The 24,529-nt window shown below is 71.3% G+C and carries 25 protein-coding genes; 16 read left to right on the plus strand and 9 right to left on the minus strand.

Annotated elements, in window-relative coordinates:
- Nucleotides 1-36 precede the first annotated feature (36 nt).
- Together BMY89_RS19795 and BMY89_RS19800 are read right to left on the minus strand one after the other, a co-directional pair.
- Complete coding sequence (locus BMY89_RS19795; protein WP_092381488.1) at nt 37-603, minus strand: YbjQ family protein; 567 nt, start codon at nt 601-603, stop codon at nt 37-39.
- 24 nt (nt 604-627) lie between these two features.
- The gene (locus BMY89_RS19800; protein WP_092381489.1) at nt 628-1,308 is read right to left on the minus strand and encodes a S1 family peptidase; all 681 of its coding nucleotides are present in this window, start codon (nt 1,306-1,308) and stop codon (nt 628-630) included.
- Between the two features lie 432 nt (nt 1,309-1,740).
- Between BMY89_RS19800 and purS the strand changes: the two genes are divergently transcribed.
- The 4 genes from purS (at nt 1,741) to BMY89_RS19820 (ending at nt 6,337) form a co-directional block, all read left to right on the plus strand.
- Nucleotides 1,741-2,004, plus strand: coding sequence for a phosphoribosylformylglycinamidine synthase subunit PurS (gene purS, locus BMY89_RS19805; protein ID WP_092381490.1), 264 nt, complete (start codon nt 1,741-1,743; stop codon nt 2,002-2,004).
- Nucleotides 2,001-2,684, plus strand: a complete 684-nt coding sequence (purQ, locus tag BMY89_RS19810; protein WP_092381491.1) for a phosphoribosylformylglycinamidine synthase subunit PurQ — start codon at nt 2,001-2,003, stop codon at nt 2,682-2,684. Before purS ends, purQ begins: the two co-directional genes overlap by 4 nt.
- Nucleotides 2,685-2,751: 67 nt before the next feature.
- Nucleotides 2,752-5,577, plus strand: a complete 2,826-nt coding sequence (gene purL / locus BMY89_RS19815) for a phosphoribosylformylglycinamidine synthase subunit PurL (RefSeq protein WP_232521429.1) — start codon at nt 2,752-2,754, stop codon at nt 5,575-5,577.
- Between the two features lie 4 nt (nt 5,578-5,581).
- Nucleotides 5,582-6,337 carry a 2-phosphosulfolactate phosphatase gene (locus BMY89_RS19820; RefSeq protein WP_092381558.1) on the plus strand — a complete coding sequence of 252 codons (756 nt, stop codon included), beginning with the start codon at nt 5,582-5,584 and terminating at the stop codon, nt 6,335-6,337.
- A 98-nt stretch (nt 6,338-6,435) separates the two neighbouring features.
- Here BMY89_RS19820 and BMY89_RS19825 read toward each other — a convergent pair whose 3' ends face one another.
- Nucleotides 6,436-8,730, minus strand: a complete 2,295-nt coding sequence (locus tag BMY89_RS19825) for a carboxypeptidase-like regulatory domain-containing protein (RefSeq protein ID WP_092381492.1) — start codon at nt 8,728-8,730, stop codon at nt 6,436-6,438.
- 102 nt (nt 8,731-8,832) lie between these two features.
- Between BMY89_RS19825 and BMY89_RS30470 the strand changes: the two genes are divergently transcribed.
- The 5 genes from BMY89_RS30470 (at nt 8,833) to amcA (ending at nt 13,648) form a co-directional block, all read left to right on the plus strand.
- The gene (locus BMY89_RS30470; RefSeq protein WP_092381559.1) at nt 8,833-9,195 is read left to right on the plus strand and encodes a sterol carrier family protein; all 363 of its coding nucleotides are present in this window, start codon (nt 8,833-8,835) and stop codon (nt 9,193-9,195) included.
- A gap of 162 nt (nt 9,196-9,357) precedes the next feature.
- On the plus strand, nt 9,358-10,941 hold the full coding sequence (purF, locus tag BMY89_RS19835) for an amidophosphoribosyltransferase (RefSeq protein WP_092381493.1): 1,584 nt from the start codon (nt 9,358-9,360) through the stop codon (nt 10,939-10,941).
- A gap of 65 nt (nt 10,942-11,006) precedes the next feature.
- The gene (gene purM, locus BMY89_RS19840) at nt 11,007-12,161 is read left to right on the plus strand and encodes a phosphoribosylformylglycinamidine cyclo-ligase (RefSeq protein WP_092381494.1); all 1,155 of its coding nucleotides are present in this window, start codon (nt 11,007-11,009) and stop codon (nt 12,159-12,161) included.
- A gap of 178 nt (nt 12,162-12,339) precedes the next feature.
- Nucleotides 12,340-13,443, plus strand: coding sequence for a cyclophane-forming radical SAM peptide maturase AmcB (amcB, locus tag BMY89_RS19845; RefSeq protein ID WP_307818759.1), 1,104 nt, complete (start codon nt 12,340-12,342; stop codon nt 13,441-13,443).
- Complete coding sequence (gene amcA, locus BMY89_RS19850; RefSeq protein WP_092381496.1) at nt 13,412-13,648, plus strand: multiple cyclophane-containing RiPP AmcA; 237 nt, start codon at nt 13,412-13,414, stop codon at nt 13,646-13,648. Before amcB ends, amcA begins: the two co-directional genes overlap by 32 nt.
- A 140-nt stretch (nt 13,649-13,788) precedes the next feature.
- Here the strand turns inward: amcA and BMY89_RS19855 are convergent, their stop codons facing one another.
- Both BMY89_RS19855 and BMY89_RS19860 read right to left on the minus strand, forming a co-directional pair.
- Nucleotides 13,789-14,001, minus strand: a complete 213-nt coding sequence (locus BMY89_RS19855; protein WP_092381497.1) for a DUF3073 domain-containing protein — start codon at nt 13,999-14,001, stop codon at nt 13,789-13,791.
- A gap of 295 nt (nt 14,002-14,296) precedes the next feature.
- Nucleotides 14,297-15,379 (minus strand): Glu/Leu/Phe/Val family dehydrogenase, encoded by a 1,083-nt coding sequence (locus tag BMY89_RS19860; RefSeq protein WP_092381498.1) that lies wholly within the window; start codon nt 15,377-15,379, stop codon nt 14,297-14,299.
- 280 nt (nt 15,380-15,659) lie between these two features.
- Between BMY89_RS19860 and BMY89_RS19865 the strand changes: the two genes are divergently transcribed.
- Both BMY89_RS19865 and BMY89_RS19870 read left to right on the plus strand, forming a co-directional pair.
- On the plus strand, nt 15,660-16,499 hold the full coding sequence (locus BMY89_RS19865; RefSeq protein ID WP_092381499.1) for a DUF8083 family protein: 840 nt from the start codon (nt 15,660-15,662) through the stop codon (nt 16,497-16,499).
- Between the two features lie 252 nt (nt 16,500-16,751).
- Nucleotides 16,752-16,961: a BldC family transcriptional regulator gene (locus tag BMY89_RS19870; RefSeq protein ID WP_007073996.1), complete on the plus strand. Its 210-nt coding sequence runs from the start codon at nt 16,752-16,754 to the stop codon at nt 16,959-16,961.
- Between the two features lie 124 nt (nt 16,962-17,085).
- Here BMY89_RS19870 and BMY89_RS19875 read toward each other — a convergent pair whose 3' ends face one another.
- Nucleotides 17,086-17,466, minus strand: a complete 381-nt coding sequence (locus BMY89_RS19875) for a PPOX class F420-dependent oxidoreductase (protein WP_092381500.1) — start codon at nt 17,464-17,466, stop codon at nt 17,086-17,088.
- Nucleotides 17,467-17,520: 54 nt separating this feature from the next.
- Here BMY89_RS19875 and BMY89_RS19880 point away from each other — a divergent pair, with 54 nt between their 5' ends.
- On the plus strand, nt 17,521-18,300 hold the full coding sequence (locus BMY89_RS19880; protein ID WP_092381501.1) for a class I SAM-dependent methyltransferase: 780 nt from the start codon (nt 17,521-17,523) through the stop codon (nt 18,298-18,300).
- Nucleotides 18,301-18,449: 149 nt separating this feature from the next.
- On the opposite strand, the gene BMY89_RS19885 is transcribed toward BMY89_RS19880, so the two are convergent.
- Entirely contained in the window at nt 18,450-18,746 is a 297-nt protein-coding gene (locus tag BMY89_RS19885; RefSeq protein ID WP_092381560.1) for a hypothetical protein, read from the minus strand.
- Nucleotides 18,747-18,939: 193 nt separating this feature from the next.
- Here BMY89_RS19885 and BMY89_RS19890 point away from each other — a divergent pair, with 193 nt between their 5' ends.
- Nucleotides 18,940-19,908: a 3-hydroxyacyl-CoA dehydrogenase family protein gene (locus tag BMY89_RS19890; RefSeq protein ID WP_092381502.1), complete on the plus strand. Its 969-nt coding sequence runs from the start codon at nt 18,940-18,942 to the stop codon at nt 19,906-19,908.
- Nucleotides 19,905-20,654: an enoyl-CoA hydratase/isomerase family protein gene (locus BMY89_RS19895; RefSeq protein ID WP_092381503.1), complete on the plus strand. Its 750-nt coding sequence runs from the start codon at nt 19,905-19,907 to the stop codon at nt 20,652-20,654. The genes BMY89_RS19890 and BMY89_RS19895 overlap by 4 nt, the downstream gene beginning before the upstream one ends.
- Nucleotides 20,655-20,730: 76 nt before the next feature.
- On the opposite strand, the gene BMY89_RS19900 is transcribed toward BMY89_RS19895, so the two are convergent.
- The gene (locus tag BMY89_RS19900) at nt 20,731-22,089 is read right to left on the minus strand and encodes an ABC transporter substrate-binding protein (RefSeq protein WP_092381504.1); all 1,359 of its coding nucleotides are present in this window, start codon (nt 22,087-22,089) and stop codon (nt 20,731-20,733) included.
- A gap of 154 nt (nt 22,090-22,243) precedes the next feature.
- On the opposite strand from BMY89_RS19900, the gene BMY89_RS19905 reads away from it, so the two are divergent.
- On the plus strand, nt 22,244-22,633 hold the full coding sequence (locus BMY89_RS19905; RefSeq protein WP_092381561.1) for a hypothetical protein: 390 nt from the start codon (nt 22,244-22,246) through the stop codon (nt 22,631-22,633).
- A gap of 37 nt (nt 22,634-22,670) precedes the next feature.
- On the opposite strand, the gene BMY89_RS19910 is transcribed toward BMY89_RS19905, so the two are convergent.
- Nucleotides 22,671-23,183: an SRPBCC family protein gene (locus BMY89_RS19910; RefSeq protein ID WP_092381505.1), complete on the minus strand. Its 513-nt coding sequence runs from the start codon at nt 23,181-23,183 to the stop codon at nt 22,671-22,673.
- Nucleotides 23,184-23,380: 197 nt separating this feature from the next.
- Here BMY89_RS19910 and BMY89_RS30475 point away from each other — a divergent pair, with 197 nt between their 5' ends.
- A complete protein-coding gene (locus tag BMY89_RS30475; RefSeq protein WP_170147718.1) occupies nt 23,381-24,517 on the plus strand; it encodes a hypothetical protein in 1,137 nt (378 codons plus the stop codon).
- Nucleotides 24,518-24,529 lie beyond the last annotated feature (12 nt).

Below are 24,529 nucleotides of genomic sequence, written 5' to 3' on the forward strand. Positions count from 1 at the left end.
GGGCGTGGGTGGGTAGGTGGGTGGGTGGGTGGGTGGTTAGGTGTCGCGGGTGGGGGTTTCGGCGGAGGATGAGAGGTTGGGGGCGCTGCCCGGCTCGGCGATGCCGCCCGGTTCCTGGGCGAAGGCCGGCTCCTGGGCTGTCTCGGCGGCAACCAGGGGCTGGTCGGCAGGCATGATGTCGGGGACCTTGGGCACCACGATCACCGCCGTGCCGTAGGCGCAGATCTCCATCCACATCTCACCGCAGTCGCGGCTGTCGAACCGCATCCCGACCACGGCGTTCGCGCCGAGCCGCTGGGCCTCCTCGCCGAGTCGGGCCACCGAGTCGGTGCGCCACCGGGTGAGGTTGTCCGGCGCCATCGGGTCGTACGCGCCACCGCGCAGGTTCTTCACCCCCTCGCGGTAGGGGTTGCGGGTCCTGGCCATGGAGGAGACCACCTCGCCGAGGATCTGGCGGATCTCGTAGCCGGGAAGTTGATCCGTCGTCACGACCAGCACGGTTCCGATGCTGTCAGCCGATCGTGCACCACATCGGGGGGCCTGTTCACCTGGTCGGATGCTGCAAAACGGCGCGGCGCGGACGGTGGGCGCAGAGCCCACCATCCGCGCCGCCGGGGGCGCTAACCGTCAGACACCGGCCACGGACCTGATCCAGGCCCGGTTGTACGCGACACTGCCGTAGTTCTGGATGCTCTGGCCGTCGGCGGTGGAGGCCACCCCGACCTGCGCGCCGTTGTAGAACTGCGGGCCGCCCGAGTCGCCGCGCCAGGCGTTGCCGTTGATCCGCGTGCTCCGGATCGCCTGGCCGCCGTACGCATCGGTGACGCTGTTGCTGGTCACCCGGACCGACGCGGTCTTCAGCTGGGTCGAGGCGGAGCAGCCGCTGTAGCAGGTCATGCCCCAGCCGTAGATCGAGTTGGTCGAGTTGATCGGCGGGTTGCTGCTGGCCAGGCTGACGTAGCTGGTGCTGACCGAGCTGGAGAGCCGCATCAGGGCCAGGTCGTATTGTCCGTAGGTGGCGCTGACCGTCCGGGTGACGCCGCCGGAGGTGCGGTTGACGCTGCCCACCCGGACGGACATCGAGCCGCCGAGGCAGTGCCGCGCGGTGAGCACCCACTGCGGCGCGATGATCGTGCCGGAGCAGGTGAACGATCCGTTGCTGAGGACCGCGGCGGCCCACGGAGCCGAGGAGACGGTCCCGCCGCCGATGATGTACGGGCTGACAGGTGAGGCGACGGCGCCGGAGCTGGCGCCGACCACGCCGGCCAGGGCTGTGGCGACGACCGCGATCAGGGATCGGATGCGCATCGGTGTGGCTCCTTCGGAGTTCGCAGGACCCGGGTTTACCGGGCCGACCTGCGGTGGCGGGCGGGGGTGATCCGCCACCGCGACGTCATTAAATCGACGTCTGACGATGTACCGTAGGGGTCGGTGAGGTGTTTCACAAGAGGTTCATTGAAACAAAGCGATGTAACAGTCGGATTTTCCGGAGTGGGCGGCGATCCGATCCGGCAGGGAGTCCGAGTGGGCGTGGGGCCGACCCGCCAGGGGCTCCGGCAACGAACCCGTATCGGGATCGCAACGAACCCGCATCGGTCCCGGAGGGCGCCTGCGGAGGGCGCGGAGTGCCACCCGGACCGCGTCCGGCCGGTGCGTCCGGCGGGGTATCTGCCAGGTAGGCTGGCTGCGCTCGCCCGTTGTGGGTCGGCACCCAACTGCGTACACAGTCAGGAGTGCCCAGTGCCTCGCGTCGTCGTCGACGTCATGCTCAAGCCCGAGATCCTCGATCCTCAGGGCCAGGCCGTCGCAAACGCGCTGCCCCGGCTCGGCGTCAATGACGTCGCCTCGGTACGGATCGGCAGGCGAATCGAGATCGACTTCACCGGTGAACCGGATCTGGACCGGGCCCGGGAGATCGCCGACAAGCTCCTCGCCAACCCGGTCATCGAGGACTTCACCGTCCGTCTGGTGGAGGCCGACGAGCCTGCGGACGCCCGGTCGTGACCGCACGGGTCGGTGTGGTGACGTTCCCCGGCTCGCTCGACGACGGGGACGCGGCCCGGGCCGTCCGGATCGCCGGCGCGGAACCGGTCCGCCTCTGGCACGGTGATCCGCAGCTGCACGGGGTGGACGCGGTCGTCCTGCCCGGCGGCTTCTCGTACGGCGACTACCTGCGCTGCGGTGCTATCGCCCGGTTCGCGCCGGTGATGGAGAAGATCATCGACGCCGCCGCCGGTGGACTGCCCGTGCTGGGCATCTGCAACGGCTTCCAGATCCTCTGCGAGGCCCACCTGTTGCCCGGTGCGCTCACCCGCAATCAGCACCTGCACTTCCGCAACCGCGACCAGATCCTGCGCATCGAGGCGACCGGCACCGCCTGGACGAACACGTTCCAGTCCGGCCAGGAGGTGCTGATTCCGGTGAAGAACGGCGAGGGCTGCTACGTCGCCGACACCGCGACGCTGGACGCGCTCGAGGCCGAGGGGCGGGTCGTCGCCCGCTACGTGGGCGGTAACCCCAACGGCTCGCAGCGGGACATCGCCGCGATCACCAACCCTGCCGGCAACGTGGTCGGCATCATGCCGCATCCCGAGCACGCGGTGGAGGCGCTCACCGGCCCCTCCCTCGATGGTCTCGGCTTCTTCACCTCGGTGCTCAAGCACCTGGTGGGGACGCCGGCGTGACCCTTCGCGGCGGGATCATCGGTCGGCTCACCCGCCTGTCTGGCGGCGAGCGCAACGAGGAGAGGTCATGACCACGCATCCGGACCCGGTACGGGAGGCCCCGGAGGCATTCCCGGCGCAGCCGCACCCGGCTGCCGCGTCCTCGGCAGCCGCGGCCCGGCACGCCGCCGCGCCGCAGGCCACCGACTGGACCGACGGGGTGGACACGGTGCCGCGCGCCGATGGCACGCCGGAGGAGCTTCAGCCGTACGCCGAGCTGGGGCTCGCCGACGACGAGTACGACCGGATCCGGCACATTCTGGGCCGTCGGCCGACCCAGTCCGAGCTGGCGATGTACTCGATCATGTGGAGCGAGCACTGCTCCTACAAGTCCAGCAAGGTGCACCTGCGGCAGTTCACCGAGAAGGCCCCGCCGAGCGACCGGCTGCTCGCCGGCATCGGTGAGAACGCGGGCGTGGTGCAGGTCTCCGACGAACTGGCGGTGACCTTCAAGGTCGAGTCGCACAACCACCCGAGCTTCGTCGAGCCGTACCAGGGCGCGGCAACCGGCGTGGGCGGCATCGTCCGGGACATCCTGGCCATGGGTGCCCGCCCGGTCGCGGTGATGGACCCGCTGCGCTTCGGCGCCGCCGACCACCCCGACACCGCCCGCGTGCTACCCGGCGTGGTCGCCGGTGTCGGCGGGTACGGCAACTGCCTCGGCCTGCCCAACATCGGCGGCGAGGTGGTCTTCGACCCCTGCTACCAGGGCAACCCCCTGGTCAACGCGCTCTGCCTCGGCGTACTGCCGGTCAGCCGGCTGCAGAACAAGGCTGCCGTCGGCCCGGGCAACGTCGTGGTGCTGATGGGCGCGAAGACCGGCCGGGACGGCATCGGCGGCGTCTCGGTGCTGGCCAGTGCCACCTTCGACGAGGGCAGCGAGCAGCGCCGCCCCTCCGTGCAGGTCGGCGACCCGTTCATCGAGAAGCTGCTGATCGAGGCGTGCCTGGAGCTGTACGACGCGCAGCTGATCGCCGGCATCCAGGATCTCGGCGGCGCCGGGCTCACCTGTGCGCTCACCGAGACCGCCGCGGCCGCCGGCACCGGGATGCGGGTCTGGCTGGAGCGCGTGCCGCTGCGCGAGCCGTCGATGCAGCCGCACGAGATCCTCGCCAGCGAGTCGCAGGAGCGGATGCTCCTGATCGTCGAGCCGGCCAAGCTCGAGGCGGTCCTCAAGACCTGCGAAAAGTGGGGCGTGCTGGCCACCGCCATCGGCGAGGTCACCGCACCGGAGCCGGAGGGTCAGCCGGGCCGGCTGCTGATCACCTGGCGTGATCACGTGGTGGTGGATGTGCCGCCGGGCTCGCTGGTGGACGACGGCCCGGTCTACGCCCGGCCGATGCGCGAACCGGCCGACCTCATCCTGCTCCAGGCCGACCGGGCCGAGACGCTGCCCCGGCCGAGCGACCCGGACACCCTGCGCGAGACCGTGCTGCGCATGATCGCCTCGCCGAACCTCGCCGACAAGACCTGGGTCACCGAGCAGTATGACCGCTATGTGCTGGGCAACACCGTGCTCGCCCAGCCGGAGGATTCGGGTGTGATCCGGATCGACGAGCGGACCGGCCTGGGCGTGGCGCTCTCGGTCGACGGCAACGGCCGGTATGCCCGCCTCGACCCGTACCACGGCGCCAAGCTGGCGCTGGCCGAGGCGTACCGGAACGTCGCCGTCACCGGCGCGGCGCCGATCGCCGTCACCAACTGCCTGAACTTCGGCTCGCCGGAGGACCCGGGCGTGATGTGGCAGTTCGCCGAGGCCGTACGCGGCCTGGCCGATGGCTGCGCTGAGCTGGGCATCCCGGTCACCGGCGGCAATGTCAGCTTCTACAACCAGACCGGGGCGGCGGCGATCCACCCGACGCCGGTCGTCGGCGTACTCGGCCTGCTGGCGAACGTGGCCGACCGGGTGGCGTCGGGATTCGTCCCGCGTCCCGGTGGGGAGCATGAGCAACTCTTCCTGCTCGGCGAGACGCACGTTGAGCTCTCCGGCTCGGAGTGGGCCTGGGTGACCCACGAGCACCTCGGTGGCGTACCCCCGCAGGTCGACCTGGCGCGCGAGAAGCAGCTCGCCGGGCTGCTCGCCGAGGCGGCCCGGGTCGGGCACCTCAGCTCCGCGCACGACCTCTCCGACGGTGGGCTCGCACAGAGCCTGGTGGAGTCCTGCCTGCGACACGGCGTCGGGGCGCGGATCGCGGTGCCGGACCGCTTCGAGGGCGGCTCGATGCCGTTCGTCTTCCTGTTCAGCGAGTCCGCCGGCCGTGTGCTGGCCTCCGTGCCGCGCGGCCACGAGAAGGCGTTCACCGCGCTCTGCGCGGAGCACGGCGTGCCGTGGGAGCTGATCGGGGTCACCGACCAGGTCGGCGGGGCGCTGGAGGTGCACGGCCAGTTCCGGATCGGCCTGGACGAGCTGCGGGAGGCGCACACCGGCACGCTGCCGAGCCTCTTCGGCGGCGTACAGCCGTTCGAAGTGACCGCCCCCGAGGCACTCGGGGTGGCCGCCGACGCCGTCGTGGCTGAGGGCGACACCGAACCGGTGGCCGGTTCTGCCGAGGAGCCGGCGATGGCCGCTGAGGTCGGGGCCGCTGAGGTCGAGGCCGCCCAGGTCGAGGCCGCTGAGGTCGGGGCCCCCGAGGTCGAGGCCGCCGAGGTCGAGGCCGCCGAGGTCGAGGCCGCCGAGGCAGCCGACCGGCCGGCCGATCGGGCGACGCCGCCGGTGCGTACCGACCGTCCCACGGTCGTCACGTCGCCGGCCGGGGCCACCGACCAGTCGGCCGATCCGACCGGCGACGACGCCGGGGCGGTGGCCCCACGATCCGATGCCACCGAGCAGCCCTCCACGCCTGACGAGCGCTGAGGCGTTGACCGCGGCCGTCTACGCCCAACCTGGATCGGGAGCCCGCTTCGACTGGGGCTTCGCGGGGGCGGCCGAACTCGGCCGGGTCTGCGCGGTGCTGGTGGTGGTGGACGTCCTGTCGTTCACCACCACCGTCGAGGTGGCGGTCGGCCGGGGAATGCGGGTACACCCGTTTCCCTGGAACGAGCAGGCCGCCGACTACGCGCGGCGCGTCGGTGCGGTCGCCGCGATCGGCCGCCGGCAGGTCACTCCGGAACATCCGTGGTCGCTGTCGCCGGCCGCGCTGAGCCGGGCGCCGGTCGTACCCGATCTGGTGCTTCCCTCGCCGAACGGCTCGGCGATCAGCGCGGCTGCCAGCGCCACCGGGCTACCGGTGGTCGCGGCCAACCTGCGCAACTCCCGCGCCGTCGGGCGCTGGCTGATCCGCCACGGGTACGGCTCGAACGACGCCCCGATCGGTGTCGTGGCTGCCGGCGAGCGGTGGCCGGACGGGTCGCTGCGGCCGTCGGTGGAGGATCAGCTCGGTGCGGCCAGCGTGCTGGACGCTCTCTCCGGAGTGCCCGGCGGCCTGTCGGTGGAGGCGGCCATGGCGCTCGCCGCGTTGGCCAGCACTCCGGACGTACCGGCGGCGATCCGGGGCTGTGTCTCGGGCCGTGAGCTGATCGAGAACGGCTTCGCCGAGGATGTCGAGATCGCGGTACGCGTCGCCGCCTCCGAGGTGGTCCCCCTGCTCCGCCAGGGTGTCTTCTCCGCAGCTTGACCACGCCGGGCGGGGCCGCGGGGGCACACATGCCACAGCAAGCGTGATGTCACCCGGACATGAGTACCTCCGGGTGACATCACGCTGGTGCGAAGCTCCTAGTCGTCCAGCCAGTCCAGCCGGCGACCGCCCCGGTCCGGGGCGGGGCCGTCAGGCCGGCCGCGTCCGGCCTGCGTCGGGTCGCCATAGCCGCCCGGCTCGTAGCCGCCCCGCTGGCGCGGGGGCTCCTGGCCGTAGCCGCCACCGGACTGACCATAGCCAGCGCCTGGCGGCGGCTCCTGACCATAGCCACCGCCCGCCGGCGGCTCCTGGCCGTAGCCGCCTGGCTGCTGCGGCTCCTGGCCGTAGCCGCCGCCCTTGCCGTAGCCGCCCTGTTCGTAGGCGTTGTCGTAGCTGGTGCTGTCGTAGCCGCCACGCTGGTGTGCGGGCCCCTGGCCGTACCCGCCGGCCGGCTCCTGGCCGTACCCGCCACCCGGTTGACCCTGGCCGTAGCCGTGAGCCGGCTCGCTCTGCCCGTAGCCGCCAGGCTCGCTCTGGCCGTAGCCCCGAGTCGGGTCACTCTGGCCGTAGCCACCGCCGGTCGGCTCGTTGCGGCCGTAGCCGCCGGCGGGCTCACCCGGGCGATAGCCGGGCTCACCCTGACCATAACCAGCGGGCTCACCCGGGCCATAGCCTCGGGTGGAATCGCTCTGGCCGTAGCCGGCGGGCTCGCTCTGGCCGTAGCCCGGGGTCGCCTCCGGCTGGTAGAGGCCGGTCGCGTACGGGTCGGCGGGAGCCGGGTATCGGGTTTCCTCACCCTTGTAACGGCCGGTCGGCTCGTCGTATCGCTCGCCGTAGCCGGCGCCGGCACCCGCTGGCGGATAGTCCGACCCGCCGCTGCCCGCGCCGTAGTCACGGCTGCCGTAGCCACCGGCCGGGGGCGGGCTGTTGCCGTAGCCGCTGCCGGAGGAAGGCGCGCTGCCGTAGCCGCTGCCAGAGGAAGGGGCGTTGCCATAGCCGCTGCCCGACGAGGGAGCGTTGCCATAGCCGCTGCCCGAGGAAGGCGCGTTGCCGTAGCCGGGGGCGCCGTAGCCGGGCGGCTCGTCGCCGTAACCGCCACCGTTCCAGCCGCCCGGTCCACCCGGGGCGCCGTACGGTTGCGGCGGAGCGGCGTAGGGATCCGGCGGGACGTCGTCGAGGACCGGCTGGTGCATCATCGTCGGAGCGTTGCTCAGCGCAGGGCCGGCCACCATGGTCGGGTCCGGCGCTGCGCCGACCCGGTTCACCACCCGGGTCTGGTCGTCCACCCCGGCGAACGAGCCACGGGCGGCCGGAACCGCACCGGCCGGCGCGCCGTCGGGGACGTCGCCGTCGGCCTCGGGGTCCTCGTTCTCCTTGCGCTTCATCCAGAGCAGCACGATCGTGCCGACGCCGACGGCCACGAAGAGGCCGCCGAGCAGGATCAGCAGCCAGTTGCCGAAGCCGCCGGAATCCTCGTTGGAGGCCGGCGCCTGGGCCGCAGCGCTCTCGCCGGCTGTGTCCTCTTCCTCGGTGAACTCGTCCTCGAACGGGTCCTCCGTCGGCACCGCCGACTCGCTCGCCGACGGGGTGGCGCTCGGGCTGGCCGAGGCCGCGATCGGCAGGGTGATCCGCCGTCCGGTGATGCTCTGACCCGCGTTGGCGGTAAAGCTGATCACCGCGTTCTTGTCGTCCTTGCTCGCGCCGAGATCCATCCGACCCGGCGTGATCGGGTTGTCGCTGCTACCGGTGAACCGGAAGTTGCCGTTGCCGTCGGTGGTGCCGTCCCGCTGCTTGCCGGCGCTGTCCTTGAGCAGCACGTAGGCGCCCGGCACCGCGTCGCCACCCTGGTCGACGACCTTGCCGGCGATCGACCGCACCGTCTGCGGCGCCTGCGTGGTCGGTGGCGGGTTGGGGCCGCGAACCGTCATGTCGCGCTCGTCGGCACCCTGGTCGCCACCGGCCTGGGCGGACACCCGCACCTTGCCGGACCGCTGCTGGCCGGCCGCCACGTCGCCGGCCACCAGGTTTACCGTGATCGACACTTCTTCGCCGGCCGGGATGAGCCGGGCGGGGACGTTGCAGTCACCCTGGCAACTCAGGCCGTTGAAGGTGCTGACGGAGATTCTGAACGCGGTAGGAACTTCGTTGTTGTTCTTGACCGTGAACGTCATCGACGTTTGCTGGCCGCTCTGGAGGGAACCGTTCGGCAGGTTGGTGATCTGCACGTCGGGGTTGGCAGCAAGTGCGGGTGTGGCGGGGACGGCGAGCAGGGCACCGACAATCAGCGCCACGACCACACCGGCCCGCTTTTGCCAGGCTCGTCGGTGTGTTGACACGTCCACCGCCTTCCGGACTGACCTCCCCTGACCGGCCGGTGCCGGCCCGGAGAACATCACGGTACGAATACGCCGTCGGCAACTATGCCCTGTCGGGCCGGATCGGCGCGACCCAGGGCCGGAGTGACGGTCGGCGCGGTCACGCCGTATCGTCCCGTCGTGTCCTCTCCGTACATTAAGTCCGTCGCGGTAGCGACGGCACTGGCGGCGCTCGATGAGGGGCGTACCGCCGAACGGACAGTGCTCCGAGAGGCGGTCAGGGCCCTGTTGGCCCTCCTCGCGGAGCGCGCCCCCGGCCGATCGGTGGAGGTGCGTGTCCCACCTTACGGTGCAGTTCAGTGTGTTCCGGGGCCGCGACACACCCGCGGTGCTCCCCCGAACACGGTGGAGATGGATCCGGAAACCTGGCTCGGGTTGGCCGCGGGGCGAGTCGACTGGGCGCGGGCGGTAACGGAGGGTCGTGTACGGGCGAGCGGGATTCGCGCGGACCTGTCCGCGTACCTGCCTCTCGAACTGGGGTGATACTTGTCGCCCGGTGACATAAAGCGGTGACAGTGTGACTGTATGTGGCGACATGGATTCGCGTACACTGTCATCCGACGACAGTGTGGTCCCGGCCGAGCAGTGCGGAGCAGCCCCCCGGGGTTCCGCCAGGCCAGTCCAGACCAGTAAAGGGAGCGGCAGGTGCCCCGAGGCGACGGCCGGCTGAGCCACGACCTTGATCCCCAACGACCCGGCCCCCAGGACGCGTGTGGCGTCTTCGGCGTCTGGGCCCCTGGGGAAGAGGTAGCCAACCTGACCTACTTCGGGCTGTACGCGTTACAGCACCGGGGGCAGGAGGCGGCCGGCATAGCGGTCAGTGACGGCTCCGGCGTGGTGGTCTACAAGGATCTCGGCCTGGTGGCCCAGGTCTTCGACGAGCCGACGCTGGCCAGCCTGCGCGGCCATGTCGCGATCGGGCACGCCCGCTATTCGACGACCGGCGCGTCGAACTGGGAAAATGCCCAGCCGACCATCCGCGCGACCAGCTCCGGCACGACGATCGCGCTGGCTCACAACGGCAATCTCGTCAACACCGCCGAACTGCAGCGCGAGGTTGCCGAGCGCGGCCTGGGCCTGGGCGCGGACGGCTCGACCAACGACACCTCGCTGGTCACGATGCTGCTGGCCAGCCGGCCGGATCTCTCCGTCGAGGCCGCCGCCCTGGAGGTGCTGCCGCAGCTGCGGGGAGCGTTCAGCTTCGTCTTCATGGACGAGTCGACGCTCTACGCCGCGCGTGATCCGCACGGGGTACGCCCGCTGGTGCTCGGCCGGTTGGACCGGGGCTGGGTGGTGGCCAGCGAGACCGCCGCGTTGGACATCGTCGGCGCGAGCGTGGTCCGTGAGGTCGAGCCCGGTGAGCTGATCGCGATCGACGCCGACGGGCTGCGGTCGACCCGGTTCGCCGCGCCCGAGCCCAAGGGCTGCCTCTTCGAATACGTGTACATCGCCCGACCGGACGCCACCATCGCCGGTCGCAACGTGCACGCCGCCCGGGTGCAGATCGGCCGCCAGCTGGCCAAGGAGCACCCGATCGAGGCCGATATGGTGATCCCGGTGCCGGAGTCGGGCACCCCGGCGGCGATCGGTTACGCCGAGGAGTCCGGCATCACCTACGGCGCCGGCCTGATGAAGAACCCGTACGTCGGGCGCACCTTCATCCAGCCGTCGCAGACGCTGCGTCAGCTCGGCATCCGGCTCAAGCTCAATCCGCTGCGCCAGAACGTGCGGGGCAAGCGCCTGGTCGTGGTCGACGACTCGATCGTGCGGGGCAACACCCAGCGCGCGATCGTGCGGATGCTGCGCGAGGCCGGCGCGGTCGAGGTGCACGTTCGCATCTCCTCACCGCCGGTCTCCTGGCCCTGCTTCTACGGCATCGACTTCGCCACCCGCGCCGAACTGCTCGCCAACGGCCTTGACAACGAGGGCATCCGGCGGTCGATCGGCGCGGACACGCTGGGCTACGTCTCGCTGTCCGGCCTGATCGCCGCCACCGAGCAGCCGAAGACCCGACTGTGTCGGGCCTGCTTCGACGGGGAGTACCCGATCGAGCTTCCCGTCGGCAACCTGATCGGTAAGCATGTGCTCGAAGGGATCGGTCGTCGGGTCGCGAATCGCGCGGTCGACGACACCGACGACAGTGAGCAGTTCCCTCCGCTCGTCGCCACTCCGAGCGGCGACCATTTCAGCTCCGATTTGAAACCGTCGGCGACCACACACCGCCCGTAGCACCAACCCGGTCGCCGTGTCGGTCACCGTCGACGTGGCAGCCGAGGATCACAAAGGGGAGAAACGTGACGCACGTGTCCGAGCGCAGCGGTGCAGGAAGCAGCCCGAGCGGCGCCGGCGGCGACCGTCAGCCCTGGACGGCCGGGGCCGGCCGTTCGGCTCGCAAACGCTCGGTCTCCTACGCGGACGCCGGCGTTTCGATCGAGGCGGGTGACCGTGCCGTGGAGCTGCTCAAGTCCAAGGTGAAGCAGACCCGCCGCCCCGAGGTGATGGGTGACCTCGGCGGCTTCGCCGGCCTGTTCCGGCTGGACACCACGAAGTACAAGAACCCGATCCTGGCGTCCTCCACGGACGGCGTAGGCACCAAGCTGGTGATCGCCCAGCAGATGGACATCCACGACACGGTCGGCATCGACCTGGTCGCGATGGTCGTCGACGACCTGGTCGCCTGCGGCGCCGAGCCGCTGTTCCTGCTGGACTACATCGCCACCGGCGAGGTCGTGCCGGACAAGGTCGCCGAGATCGGCGCCGGCATCGCCGACGGCTGCCGGTACGCCGGCTGTGCGCTGCTCGGTGGCGAGACCGCCGAGCACCCGGGCGTGCTGCGCCCTGACGAGTACGACATCTCCGCCACCGGCGTCGGTGTGGTGGAGGAGAGCGACATCCTCAGCGCGGAGCGCGTCGAGATCGGCGACGTGGTGATCGCCATGCGCTCGTCCGGATTGCACTCGAACGGCTACTCGCTGGTCCGGCACGTGCTGCTCGGCGCCGGCCGGATGCGGCTGGACGTCGTGATCGACGACTTCGGCCGGCAGCGCACCCTGGGCGAGGAGCTGCTCACCCCCACCAAGATCTACGCGCAGGACTGCCTCAAGCTGATCACCGAGGCCGAGGTGCGGGCCCTGGCCCATGTCACCGGCGGTGGCATCCCCGGCAACCTGGTGCGGGTCCTGCCGGAGCACGTGGATGCCGTGGTCAACCGCTCGACCTGGAAGCCGCAGCCGGTCTTCGACCTGATCCAGTCCAAGGGCCGGATCGAGGACCCGGAGATGGAGGCGACCTTCAACATGGGCGTCGGCATGTTCGCGATCGTCTCGGCCGAGGACGCCGACCGCGCGCTGGCCACGCTGACCGGACGTGGCGTGGACGCCTGGCAGGTCGGCGAGATCATCGAGGGCACCGGCGAGGTGCGGATGGTCGGCCAGCACACCCGCGGATGATGATCACACTGCGCTGATCCTCCAACCACCTGATCAGGGGTTCACCCGAGTAGCCGTCGCCGCCTAGCCTTAAGGGCACCCTCAGAGCTGTGGGGCGCGCCCTTGCCGGGGTGTGCCCGGCAGCCTTCAACCGCTACGGAGGAGGGCGATGGCTGCGCGGGGACGGTCATTGCGCGGGATGCGCGGCCTGGCCAGCGTCCCGTCGTACGTCGTGATGCAGCCCACCACCCTCTGCAACCTCGACTGCGCGTACTGCTATCTCCCGTTCCGGGCGGCCGACCGGCGGATGCCGGTCGCGGTGGCCGAGGCGGTGGCCGCCTCGGTGAACCGCTGGGCCTCCGCAGGGAGGTTCTCGGTGGTCTGGCACGGCGGTGAACCGCTGGCCGCCGGTCGGGAGCAGTTGGCAGCGCTGATGGCGCCGTTCGCGCCCGAGGTGGAGCACCACGTCCAGACCAATGCGACGTTGGTCGACGACTCCTGGTGCGAGTTCTTCGCCGCCCACCGGATGCGGGTGAGCGTGAGCGTGGACGGGCCCCGGGAGCGCAACGGCGAACGGGTCACCCGGGCCGGCCGGCCGGCGTACGACCGGATCGTCCGTGGGGTGGCGGCGCTGCGCCGGCACGGGCTGCCGTTCTCGGCGCTCGCGGTGGTCAACGACCCGTCGCCGGGTCGCGCCACCGAGCTGTACGACTACTTCCTCGACCTCGGTTGCGAGGTGCTCGGCGTGAACATCGAGGAGACCGAGGGCGTCAACACCCGTGCCAACGCCCACGACGCGGCTGCCGTGACCGGGTTCTGGGCCGAGCTGGTGTCGGCCTGGCGGCGTGATCCCCGCATCCATCTGCGCGAGGTCGAGTGGTCGTTGCGGTACGCCGGGGCGGTGCTGGACGGCACTGCGGACGACCTGCTGCCGGGCCGGCTCGATCCGATCCCGACCGTGGCGTACGACGGTTCGGTCGTCGTGCTCTCGCCCGAGCTGGCCGGCTTCACCGATCCTCGCTACGGCGACTTCACCAGCGGGAGTGTGCTCTCCACCCCGCTGCACACGATCCTGGCCGGCGCGGGGCGTACGGCGTGGGTCGGCGAGTTCATCGACGGCGTGGAGGCGTGTCGCTCCTCCTGCCCGTACTTCGGATTCTGTGGCGGAGGTCACGCAGCCAACCGCTACTTCGAGCTGGGGCGTTTTGACGGTACGGAGACCGAGCACTGCCGCAACAGCAAGATCCGCCTACTGGAGGGAGTGTTGGAGCATGCCCGAGACCACCAGTCACCGGGAGCCTGAGACCGTGGCGGGAGGCGAGCCGGACCGGGTCGCCGACCGGGTACGGGAGGCAGCCGCCGGGCTCACCGCCCTGCTCCACGAGGCCGAGGCCGCACGCCAGTTACGGGCGGAGGTGGCAGGTGGAGACGGTGCCAGCGCGGTCTGCGCCTGGAACCACTTCGAGAACATCCCGACGTTCTACAACTGGAACAACCGTCCCCGCTGACGAGTAGGTGCCGTGGGCCCGCCAGGCCGCCGGAGCAGCGTCCGGGGATGGCGGGCCCTCGGCTCGTCGGTGGTACACCGCCTAGCGGACACATGCGTGAGCACGCGGGGAGTTACCGCGTGCTCAGATGCGACCGGGGGTCAGCGGGTAGGACGGACCCAGGTGTCCGGATCGTCCCCGGCGTGGTCCTCGTCGTCGTCGACGTACTCTTTGTAGTCGTCGTCGAAGTTGTGGTCCGACTTGCCGCTGCCGCCGAGTTCTCGCTGCAAGGCGGCGAGGTCGGTGTTCGGGGAGTGGTACTTCAACTCCCGGGCCACCTTTGTCTGCTTGGCCTTAGCACGGCCGCGCCCCATGGCTCGACCCCCTCGCACAGAATGCGGGGCAGCCCGAAGGCGGGCCCCGATGACGTCAGGCATCTCTCGTGGCTCTTACGGTACATGGGGATGCCACCGTTCGGCACCTCGGGTTACCACCGACCGCGACCGTGCGTTCCGGTCGTACGCTCGTCACCCAGTGTACCGGGTAAGGACCGATGACGGGAACGGTCGTGACACGGGGTAAATCTCCACGAACGCGTCGTATCTTCAGCTTAACCGGGAATGACCGCCGGGGGCGGGACCAGCCGGCCCGCGCCCCGACGGCGCGTCGTCAGCGCAGGTGGATCGCGCGCAGCCGGCCGATCTCAGCCATCCGCCGTTCGGCCAACCGGTCCGCCGCGACCGCCGGGGGCACCCCGTCGGCGTCGGCGAGCCGGAGAATCTCCCGGGTGGTGTCGTAGATGCGGGTGGCCCGCAGCTTGGCTTGCTCGAAATCGAAACCCTCGATCTCGTCCGCGACCTGGATCACGCCGCCCGCGTTGACCACGTAGTCCGGGGCGTAGAGGATGCCCCGATCGGCGAGCAGCTTCTCGACGCCGGAGTGGGCGAGCTGGTTGTTGGCCGCCCCGGCGACCACCTTCGCCCGCAGAGCCCCCACCGTGTCGTCGTTCAACGCGCCTCCCAGGGCGCACGGGGCGTACACGTCGATGTCGGCGGCGACCAGCGCGGTCACGTCCTCGACCAGCGTGACCGCGGGATGGGTGGTGCGCGCCCACTCCAGCGCCCGCGGGTTTACGTCGGTGGCGACCACCTCGGCACCGTCCTCGACCAGATGGCCGACGAGATAGCGGCCGACCTTGCCCAGGCCGGCGACGCCGACCCGCCGGCCGTGCAGCGTCGGTACGCCCCACACGTGCTCGGCCGCCGCCCGCATGCCCTGGAACACACCCCAGGCAGTGAGGATCGAGGAGTCCCCGGCGCCGCCGTGCTCGACGCTGCGGCCGGTGACGTACCGGGTCTCGCGGGAGATCACGTCCATGTCGGGTACGTAGGTGCCGACATCGCAGGCGGTGTAGTAGCGCCCGCCGAGCGACTCCACGAAGCGGCCGTACGCGCGCAGCAGCGCCTCGCTCTTGATCTGCTCGGGGTCGCCCCAGATGACCGCCTTGCCGCCGCCCAGGTCCAGGCCGGCCAGCGCGTTCTTGTACGCCATGCCGCGGGAGAGGTCCAGCACATCGGCGAGGGCGGACTCCTCGTCGGCGTACGGGTAGAACCGGGTGCCACCGAGCGCGGGGCCCAGCGCGGTGGAGTAGATGCCGATGATCGCCTTCAGGCCGGTCTGCTTGTCCTGGCAGAACACGACCTGCTCATGACCCGTGGACTCCGGGTCGTCCGTGGTGGCGAATACGCCCATGACTGGCTCCTGTGTCGGCGGGCGCCCTCGTGGGGCGCGGACCTGGTCAACACCGGCGGGATGCTGCCGGTGCTGCGAGCCTAGTATCGGCCGGCCGTACGCCGCCCTCCCCGGCGCTGCCGTCCCGACCTCCGGGCAGCCGTAGCGCCGCCGTTGCCCCGGTGCGGACCCGCCAACCAGCTGTCCGGGGTCCGCCACCCGTCCTGCTGGGCGCGCCGCGCCGCCGGTCCGGTGTGACGCCGAGCAACGCTCGGCTTGCGGTTCGTGGGAGGATCGCGCCGTGCCGTCGCTCTTCGCCTCATACCTGCGCGTGTACGAGCCGCTGACCGCCTTCGACCGGGACCGGCAGTCGTACTGGCGGCGCTACGTCGAGCAGGGGCGGGCGGTGGCGCCGGTGGAGGGGCCCGGCCGGCAGCGGACATCGGTGATCGAGGCGCTCGGTGCCGGCTGGACGCGGCTGCCCGACCTGCCGGACGAGGCGTACGTGCTGGAGACCGACGAGACCCTGCTGGTGTGCCCGTGGAACCTGCGTATCCGGGTGGCTGAGGCGGCGTTGAGCGCGCGGGACGGCGTGCCGCCGGTGCTGGCCGACGCGTTCGTCCCGCCGGTGCTGGCGGGGCAGGCCAAGGCGGTGGTGGAGGACTGGCGCAGCGGGGCCCGGGTGCTGGAGCACGGCGTGCCGCGGGTGCACGAGCAGATCGCCACCTGGGGCGTACCGCTGCGTTGGTTCGTGCTCTTCGAGGCGCAGGAGCGTCACCATGTGACCGCGCCCGACCGCCGCTCGCTGCGCTTCCGGACCGAGATCTCCAAGGCCCGCCGGCGGTCGTCGCGAGCGCTCGCCGTGCTGCGCAAGTCGGTCGGCGACGCGCCGATCACGGAGGCGGTCGAGGAGGCCGCCCGTTGGTTGGAGGAGTTCCACCCGCGTTCGGTGGTCGAGCTGGACTACGGCGGGCTGGTCGAGCTGCTGTCGGACGAGACGCTGGCCGAGGACGACTCGCCGGAACTGGTCGCGGCCGGGCTGGCCGGGCTGTCCCGGGGCGAGGCGGAGGAAGCGTCGGAGGCGTACGACAAGCTCGTCGCCCGGTGGCGTGCGGTGCAACTTCTGGAGCGTTGCAATTAGTCCGTTATCGGCCTAATTTGGGGCGGTAACGTGAGGGAACTTCGTAGTTGACGCATCACGAACCGTGATCATGAGTCCGAATAAGGTAGTTTCTGGAGTATAAAAGTCGTATAAATCGGGCATGGTTCATCCGTCCGTCTAGGGACGTTCGGCCGTTCGGCCCATGTCGGACATCGGGGACTAGCCGGACCATGGGAGACGCGTTGGCCGGCGGGACCCCGGCCGATGTCTATACATGTGGAGGAGTGACCGATGGCATCGCGAACGCACGAACCAGAGCCGCTACTCACGCCGGCCGAGGTGGCGTCGATGTTCCGTGTCGACCCGAAGACGGTGACCCGTTGGGCGAAGGCTGGCAAGTTGAGCGCCATCCGGACCCTCGGTGGCCACCGGCGGTACCGCGAGTCCGAGGTCAGGGCGTTGCTGCAGGGGCAGATCCCGCAGCAGCGTCAGGGTGACTGACTGGCTGGTAAATAGCAGAACCACACGAAGGGCGGCGGATCTTCCGCCGCCCTTCGTCATGCCCGGGAAGCCCGGCCTGACGCCGACGTCAACTCCCCCGAGGGCGGCTGCCCCCGGGGACGGTTCACTCGACGAGCTCGACCCGGATGCCGACCGTGCCGCCCTCGCCCCGACGCAGTCGGCTGCCGAGCAGGGTCAGCCGGCCGATCACCCGGTACTTCTGCTTGATCAGGTTGCGGATCCGGTTGGTCGCTCCGGGATCGTAGAGGCTCGCCCGGGCCGGCACCGCCTCGCCGTGCGGCCGGCCGCGTACGTCACAGGGGGCCACCGTGGCGTTCCCGCTGCGCCGGATCCGCTTCACCTTGCCGGCATCGGCCGCGGACCACACCGCCAGGGCATCGCCGTCGCGGACCGCCCAGACCGGGGTCGGCACCGCGCTGCCGTCCTTGCGGAAGGTCGTGAGGAGGATGTACTTCTCCGCCGAGAGGCGGTCCAACGTCGTCACGCCGCCAGGATACGGGCGTCGCGGCTGACTGAGCAGCCCGTTAGCGTTAAGGATGTGACGGGGGAACCACGAATCGGTGATGTCTTCGGGGAACTGCTGCGCGACGCGCTGGCGGTGGCGACGGGGATCGGCCCACGGCCGCTGGCCGGCGGTCGGCTGCCCCGCCCGGTCATCGAGATCATCGAGCGGGACGACGGACTCATCAACGGCGCACCGGCCGCCCACTACCTCGACGGGCCGCAGGACTGGCAACCGCACGACCACCGGGCGGTGGACCGGGTACGCGGCGCGACGCTGGACGTCGGCGTCGGCGCCGGCCGGATCGCGTTGCTGCTCCAGGAGCGCGGCGTACCGGTCACCGGGCTGGACGTCTCGCCCGGTGCGTTGCAGGTGTGCCGTCGTCGGGGCGTACGGGAACTGGTGCACGGCACGGTCGACGAGCACGCGGCGAGCGGACGGCGCTACGACACCTTCCTGCTGCTCGGCAACAATCTGGGGCTGATCGAGGGCCGGGAACGGGCCTCGGCCTTCCTCGCGGCACTGGCCGCGATGGCCAGCCCCGGGGCCCAGGTGATCGCCCACGGGACCGACCCCTACGGCACCCGTGACCCCGTACACACCGGTTATCACGAGCGGAACCGCCAGCGGGGGCGCCTCGGCGGGCAGCTGCGCCTGCGGCTGCGCTACCGCGAGCTGGGTACGCCGTGGTTCGACTACCTGGTCTGCTCGCCGGCCGAGCTGGCCGAGCTGGTCCGTGGCTCCGCCTGGCGGCTGACCGACGTGGACGACCACGACGCCCCGTACTACCTCGCCACCCTGCGCCTGGCCGGCTGACCCGGCGGCCTACCCGCTCGCGCGGCCGGGATGCGCGCGGCCGAGGTGCTCGCGCGGCCGGGGTGCGGCTGGGATGCGCGCGCCGCCGGGGCGTTAAGAGGGGCCCCTTGCTATACCGCAGGCGTTAACAAGGGGCCCCTCTTTACATCTCAGACCTGGATGGTCGGGGGGAGCTGTTCCGGGGGGAGTCCGCCGTCACCGTCGACGATCTCGTCGGGCTGACCGTCCTCGTCGATGTCGACCATGGTGACATCGACCTTGCCGTCTCCGTCGGTGTCGAACTGGAACAGGTCGGCCTTTCCGTCACCGTCGGTGTCGACCACCCACACGTCGGTACGGCCGTCGTTGTTGGTGTCGGCGCGCAGCAGCTCGACGCGCTCGTCGCCGCGCGTCTCCACGGTCTCCTGGGCGCCCGCGCCGTCCACGGTCTCCGGTGCCTGGCTCATCTGCTCGTCCTTCCCTCGGTTGTCGGCGATCTGTACCCGATCCCGTCCGCCCCCACGCATGGGACCGGGTCCGATGCTGCATAGGGTCGCAGCATGACTGAGCGGAGCGTACGGCCTGGTTCCGGCGTGGCGGCGATCCCGCATGCCGGCGGTGTCAGCAGGCGATTCACCGTCACTTTCCGGTGGTGCCGCAATGACTGAGCGATTCGTGGTGGTGGGCGCCGGCACGATGGGCGTCGGTATCGCATACGTGGCGGCCGGCAGCGGTCACGCGGTGGAGTTGGTCGAGGTGGACCGCGAGCGCGGCGGTGCGGCGGTGCGGCAGCTGGCCCAGCTCTGGGACCGGGCCGTGCAGCGCGGCAAGCTGAGCGCCGAGCAGGCCGCAGCCAGCCGGGAGCGGCTCACGCTGCGGGCGGGACTCGCCGAGGTGGCCGAGGCGCCGGACGTGGTCGTGGAGGCGGTACCGGAACGGCTGGACCTCAAGCGGGCCGTGCTGGCCGAGGCGGAGGCGCTGCGACCGGGGCTGCTGGGCAGCAACACCTCGAGCATCCCGATCGCCGACCTCGCCGCACCGCTGACGCGGCCGGAGCGCTTCTGCGGTCTGCACTTCTTCAACCCGGTCTGGGCGATGACGCTGTTGGAGATCGTGGTCGGGCCGGCCACCGCGCCGCAGACCACGGACGCGGCCGTCGCGCTCGCCGGCCGGCTCGGCAAGGACCCCGTCGTCGTACGCGACATGCCAGGTTTCGCCACCTCCCGGCTCGGCGTGACCCTCGGGCTGGAAGCCATCCGGATGGTCGCCGACGGGGTGGCCAGCCCCGCCGACATCGACAAGGCGATGGTGCTCGGGTATCGGCACCCGATCGGGCCGCTGGAACTGACCGACCTGGTGGGTCTGGACGTGCGCCTCGACATCGCGCGCACCTTGCAGGTCGCGTACGGGGACCGGTTCGCCCCGCCGCCGCTGCTGGAGGAGTTGGTGGCCGCGGGCCGGCTGGGCAGGAAATCAGGGCAGGGCTTCTACGACTGGACCGACGGCACCCGGTCGGGTGGCACCGAGGCGTTCCGGGCGGTGGGCGCAGTGTCGGGTGGCACTGCGGCGTCGGGGACGGCCGGCGGCGCGTCGGATGGTGCCGGGGCTGCGGCGGGAGCGGAGCGGTGAGCGGGTTGCGCGTCGAGGAGCAGCCCGACCGGCTGGTGGTCACGCTGGACCGGCCGGAGAAACGCAACGCGATCGACGCCGACCTGATCGCCGCGCTGCACGAGGTCTGCGCCGAACTGGAGGCCCGGCCCCGGATGCTGCTGCTGACCGGCGGCACGGAAGGGATCTTCGCCGGCGGTGCCGACATCGGCCAGCTACGCGAGCGGGGACGGCTGGACGCCCTGGCCGCGATCAACTCGGCCGCGTTCGCCCGGATCCGGGCGCTGCCGATGCCGAGCGTGGCGGCCGTCGACGGCCCGGCGCTGGGCGGCGGCGCCGAGCTGGCGTACGCCTGCGATCTTCGGGTCTGCACGGAGCGGGCGGTGTTCGGCCAGCCCGAGGTGCGGTTGGGCATCCTGGCCGGCGCCGGTGCGACTCACCGGCTGCCGGCGCTGGTCGGGGAGGCGCGGGCCAAGGAACTGTTGTTCACCGGCCGTCGGGTGGACGCCACGGAGGCGCTGCGGATCGGGCTGGTCAACCGGGTGGTGGCCGCCCCGGACGAGCTGCTGCCCGCCGCCCACGGCCTGATCGACGAGATGGCCAAGGGCTCGGCGCTGGCGCTGCGGCTGACCAAGCTCGCGGTCGACGCCCCGCCCGCCGCGCACCCGCACCTGGACCTGGTCAGCCAGGCGGTGCTCTTCACCGACGAGGAGAAGCACCGGCGGATGACGGAGTTCCTCCAGCGGCGGCGCGGCGACGGCGGCTGACCCGGCGCGCGGGCACGCAGCAGCAGACGACGACGGCCGCACCGAGACCTCGGTGCGGCCGTCCGGGTCTGGCGGTTCAGCTGCTCAGCGCCGCCAGCGGTACGTCGGCGTCGGCGAGCGCCTGGATCACTGCGGCGGACTCGCTGAAGCCGATGATCAGCACCGCGTCGGCACCGAACTCCTTGATCTGCCTGGCGCCATCGCTGAAGTTGATCGGCGCTGCCTCGGCGTCCTCACCGGGCTCGTAGCCGAGCAGCTTCACGGTGTCGCCGCCGAAACCGGCGCGCTCCAACTCGGCTCGGACGACGTCCTGGAGGCCCTCGCCGTAGGAGTCCTGGCGCGCGACGATCGCGATCTTGTGCGGGCCGTCCCGGAGGATCACGTCGGCCAGTGCCCGCCCCTGGAGGCTGTCCGGCGGGGCGGTACGGAAGTAGAGGCCCTTGTCGTCGGCCTCGGTCAGGCTGGCCGCCGTGTTCGACGGGGAGAAGAGGATCAGGCCGGCCTCGACCACGTCCTCCAGTACGGAGGCGGAGATGCCGGAACCGCCGGCGCCGATGATCACGTGCACCCCGGCGGCGACGTGGCTGGCCACGGTCGCCTTGGCGACCGCCGGGTTGGTGCCGTCGTCGCCGTCGATCCAGACCACGTCCTCGCCCAGCACGCCGCCGGCGGCGTTGATCTCCTTGATCGCCAGTGCTGCTCCGGCGGCCAGCGGCGGGTTGGCCAGCGCCAGGTCACCGGTCTTGGGCAGCAGGCCGCCCAGGACGAGCGGGGCACCGCTCGCCGGGTCGGTGAAGTCGCCGGACTGCCGCTTACCCGCCGGCGGCTTCTTGGTGCTGGCCGTGGAGTCGTCACCGGCACCGACGAACTCCGTCTTGGCGTCGTTGAGCTGCTGGCCGTCGAAGTGCAGCGTGGCGTAGCTGGCGGTGGCCGGCTCGCCCGCGTCGGTGAAACCGGCCCGGGTGATCGAGACGCTGCGGTACTCGATGTCCGTTCCCTCGCGGGTCAGGCGCAGGCACTGGTTCACGGTGCCGCAGCGGGTGCCGTCGTTGGTGACGCCGACGATCTGCTTGGCGATCTCCGCCGGATCGGTGCTGCCGGCGAGCTGTGCCGCCAGCGCGCTGATCACCACCGCGTCGTACGCCTCGGCGGCGTAGAGGTAGTCGGTCAGCTTCGAGTCCACGGACCGTAGCCGGTTCTTGAAATCGTCCGGCAGGGGCGTGAGTGGCGTGGTGCCCTTCATCCCGTCGACCAGGTTGGCGCGATCCTTCAACTCTTCGGGGTACGAGTTGAGCATGTTGCCGTCCGTGCCGTAGAGGCGCACCTGTTGGGCGGTCGCCTCTTCGGGCTGGTCATCCCCGCAGGCGCTGGTGGCGAGCAGGACCGTGGCGCAGACAGCCAGAATGGCTGTCCGCGAGCCGCGTGACATGTACATGGTCGTCCTTCCTCGGGCGAAGGTCCGCTGCGCAGACTAGCGTGCCGCGCTGGGCTGCGGGACCGTGGAGGGCGGTCTATCCGCAGGTCGCCTCCCCCATGTGCGGAGAGTAACCGATGGCGGCGCCTTGACCGGCACCCCTACCGTGCGTTGGGTGACCGACTCGCCACAGCAGATGTTCGACGACGCCGCCGCCATCCTCAGTTCGGCGCTCGACGGAGACTCCGACGCGGTGGCGGGGACCTTCGATGCCGTCGTCGATCGGGCCGGCCTCGCCGGTGCGTACGACGTGGCGTGGTGCCTGGCCGCGACCATGATCGGTGATCCCGTGCCGCCGGGCGCGTGTGCGCTCGATTTTCCCGGCATCGAGCAGGCCGGGTACGACGCCCGGTGGGTGGCCCGCTTCGTCAGCGCGTACGCCAATGCCGACCTCGACACGGCCCGGGCGCTGTTCGGCGCGGCGGTCGCCGATGGGCTGCTGCCCGAGTGCCTGCTCACCCTCGCCGGTTCGACCGTGGCGACGTTGCGGCACCGGGCCGCCTGACCGTCCCCGCCGGTCGCCGCAGCCGCCGGGTCGGTCCTCATGCCGGTTCGTGCAGCAGCGTCGCGGCGTAGCGGGAGAGCAACTCGTGCCAGCCGGCGGTCAGCGCCCGCCGGTATCCCTCCGCAGCCGTGCCGTGCCGGTCGAAGTGCCGGTGCGCGACCTCGACCAGGGTGCCGGAGTCGTCCGGGGTGAACAGCACCTCGACCTCGCTGGCCCGGGCCGGATCGGGCACCGGTGCGCGATCCGCGCCGATCTGCCAGGTGAAGACCAGCCGGCGGGGCGGATCCCAGGTCAGCACCCGCCCCCAGTCGCTGCGAAACCCGTAGGGGCCGATCTCGTAGAGCATCCCGCCCGCCCGGGGCTCCATGCCCAACTCGGCCAGCAGGGTCGGGCCGGACCAGGTGTACTCGGTGACCCACCAGTCGGCGAGCCGTTCGGTGAACACCTCGTACGCGCGCTCGGCCGACACCGGGACGACCAGGGTGTTGCGGAGCGTGAATCGTTCGTGGTCCTGACGGATGTCGGTCGGCTCGGCCATCCCCTGTCCCATAGGCCCGGACCATACCGGCTGATGCCCGGGTGCGCAGCTTCCACCGATGTCCGTCCCGCCTGATGACCGTCCTTCCCACGGCGCGCCAATCGATTGTTTGTTGTCGATGACCATCTTCGGCGGGATGGCCTCCCTCGGAGCGGGTATGCGCGGCGGGACGTCGCCGGGTGGTCCGCGACGATGGAGCGGAGCAGGACATGGGAGATAAGGAAGAGCGGCCGGCGTCCGGTGCTGGGCGACCGACCGAGCCCGGTGGTGCCGCGGGGCCCGGTGGGGACGCGGGGCCCGGTGGGGACGCGGGGCCCGGTGGGGACGCGGGGCCCGGTGGGGACGCCCCGGGCGGCGGCAGCGAGCCGGGTCCGGGTGCCGAGCCGGACGTCCTGCTCGACGTTCCGAAGATTTCGGTCAACTCGATCCAGCTCTCCGTGGACCAACTGGACGCCGACCTGTCCCTGCGCACCCGCCTGGCCGGTCTCCTCCAGCTCGACGCCGGTGTCCGCGTCCACGTCGAGGGGGTCGAACTGGACATCGCTGGCGTCGAGGCGCAGGCCCTGTTGAAGGTGCGCCTGGAGAAGCTGGTGACGATTCTCGACCGCGCGTTGACCACCATCGACCGGAACCCGCAGGTCATCGACGCGCTCGCCCGTACCGCGAGCGCCGCGTTGGAGGATGTGAACCGCGCGGCGGGGGAGGTCGCTGGCGTAGGCCAGCAGTTGGCCGCCGGTGCCGCACCCGTCGTCGGGCAGACCGCGGAGCGGCTCACGCCGGCCGTCGGACACGTCGGACCGGCGGCGGAGCGAATCACCCGGCAGGCCGGAACGGCGGGGCAGGCCGTTACCCGGGCCGGTCAGACGGTGAGTCGGACGGCGGCTCAACCCGGCGGGGCAACTGGTCGGACGGACCAGTTTGCCGGCCGGTCGAGTAGGCAAGTCGGAGCCCACGGCCCTGGCGGCGGGCAGCCAGGCGGAGCGACCGACGACCTCGGCCAGCAGGTAGGTGCCATCGGGGCGGTGGCAGATCGCGCGCCCGCTCGGGAGTCGGCGGACGGGGGCCGGGAGCGGGACCAGGGCCGGGACGAGGGGCAGGACCAGGGGCAAGATCAGGGCCGGGATCGAGGCCGGGACGAGGGGCAGGATCAGGGCCGGGAGGCTGGCGTGGGTGGCCGGGACGAGAATGTGGCGGCCTCGTCGGAGCGTGGCCCGTCCGGCCACGCCGAGACGCCCGGCGCCCGGCAGTTGGCCGAGCAGGCGGGGGAGACTCTGCTACAGGCCGGGCGCAGCGTGTGGGAAGCGATCCAGGGCGGTTTCGCGCAGCACCGACAGCAGGACCGGTAGGCCGGAGGCGCC

It is taken from the genome of Micromonospora phaseoli (assembly GCF_900109115.1).
Taxonomy (GTDB): Bacteria; Actinomycetota; Actinomycetes; order Mycobacteriales; family Micromonosporaceae; genus Micromonospora; species Micromonospora phaseoli.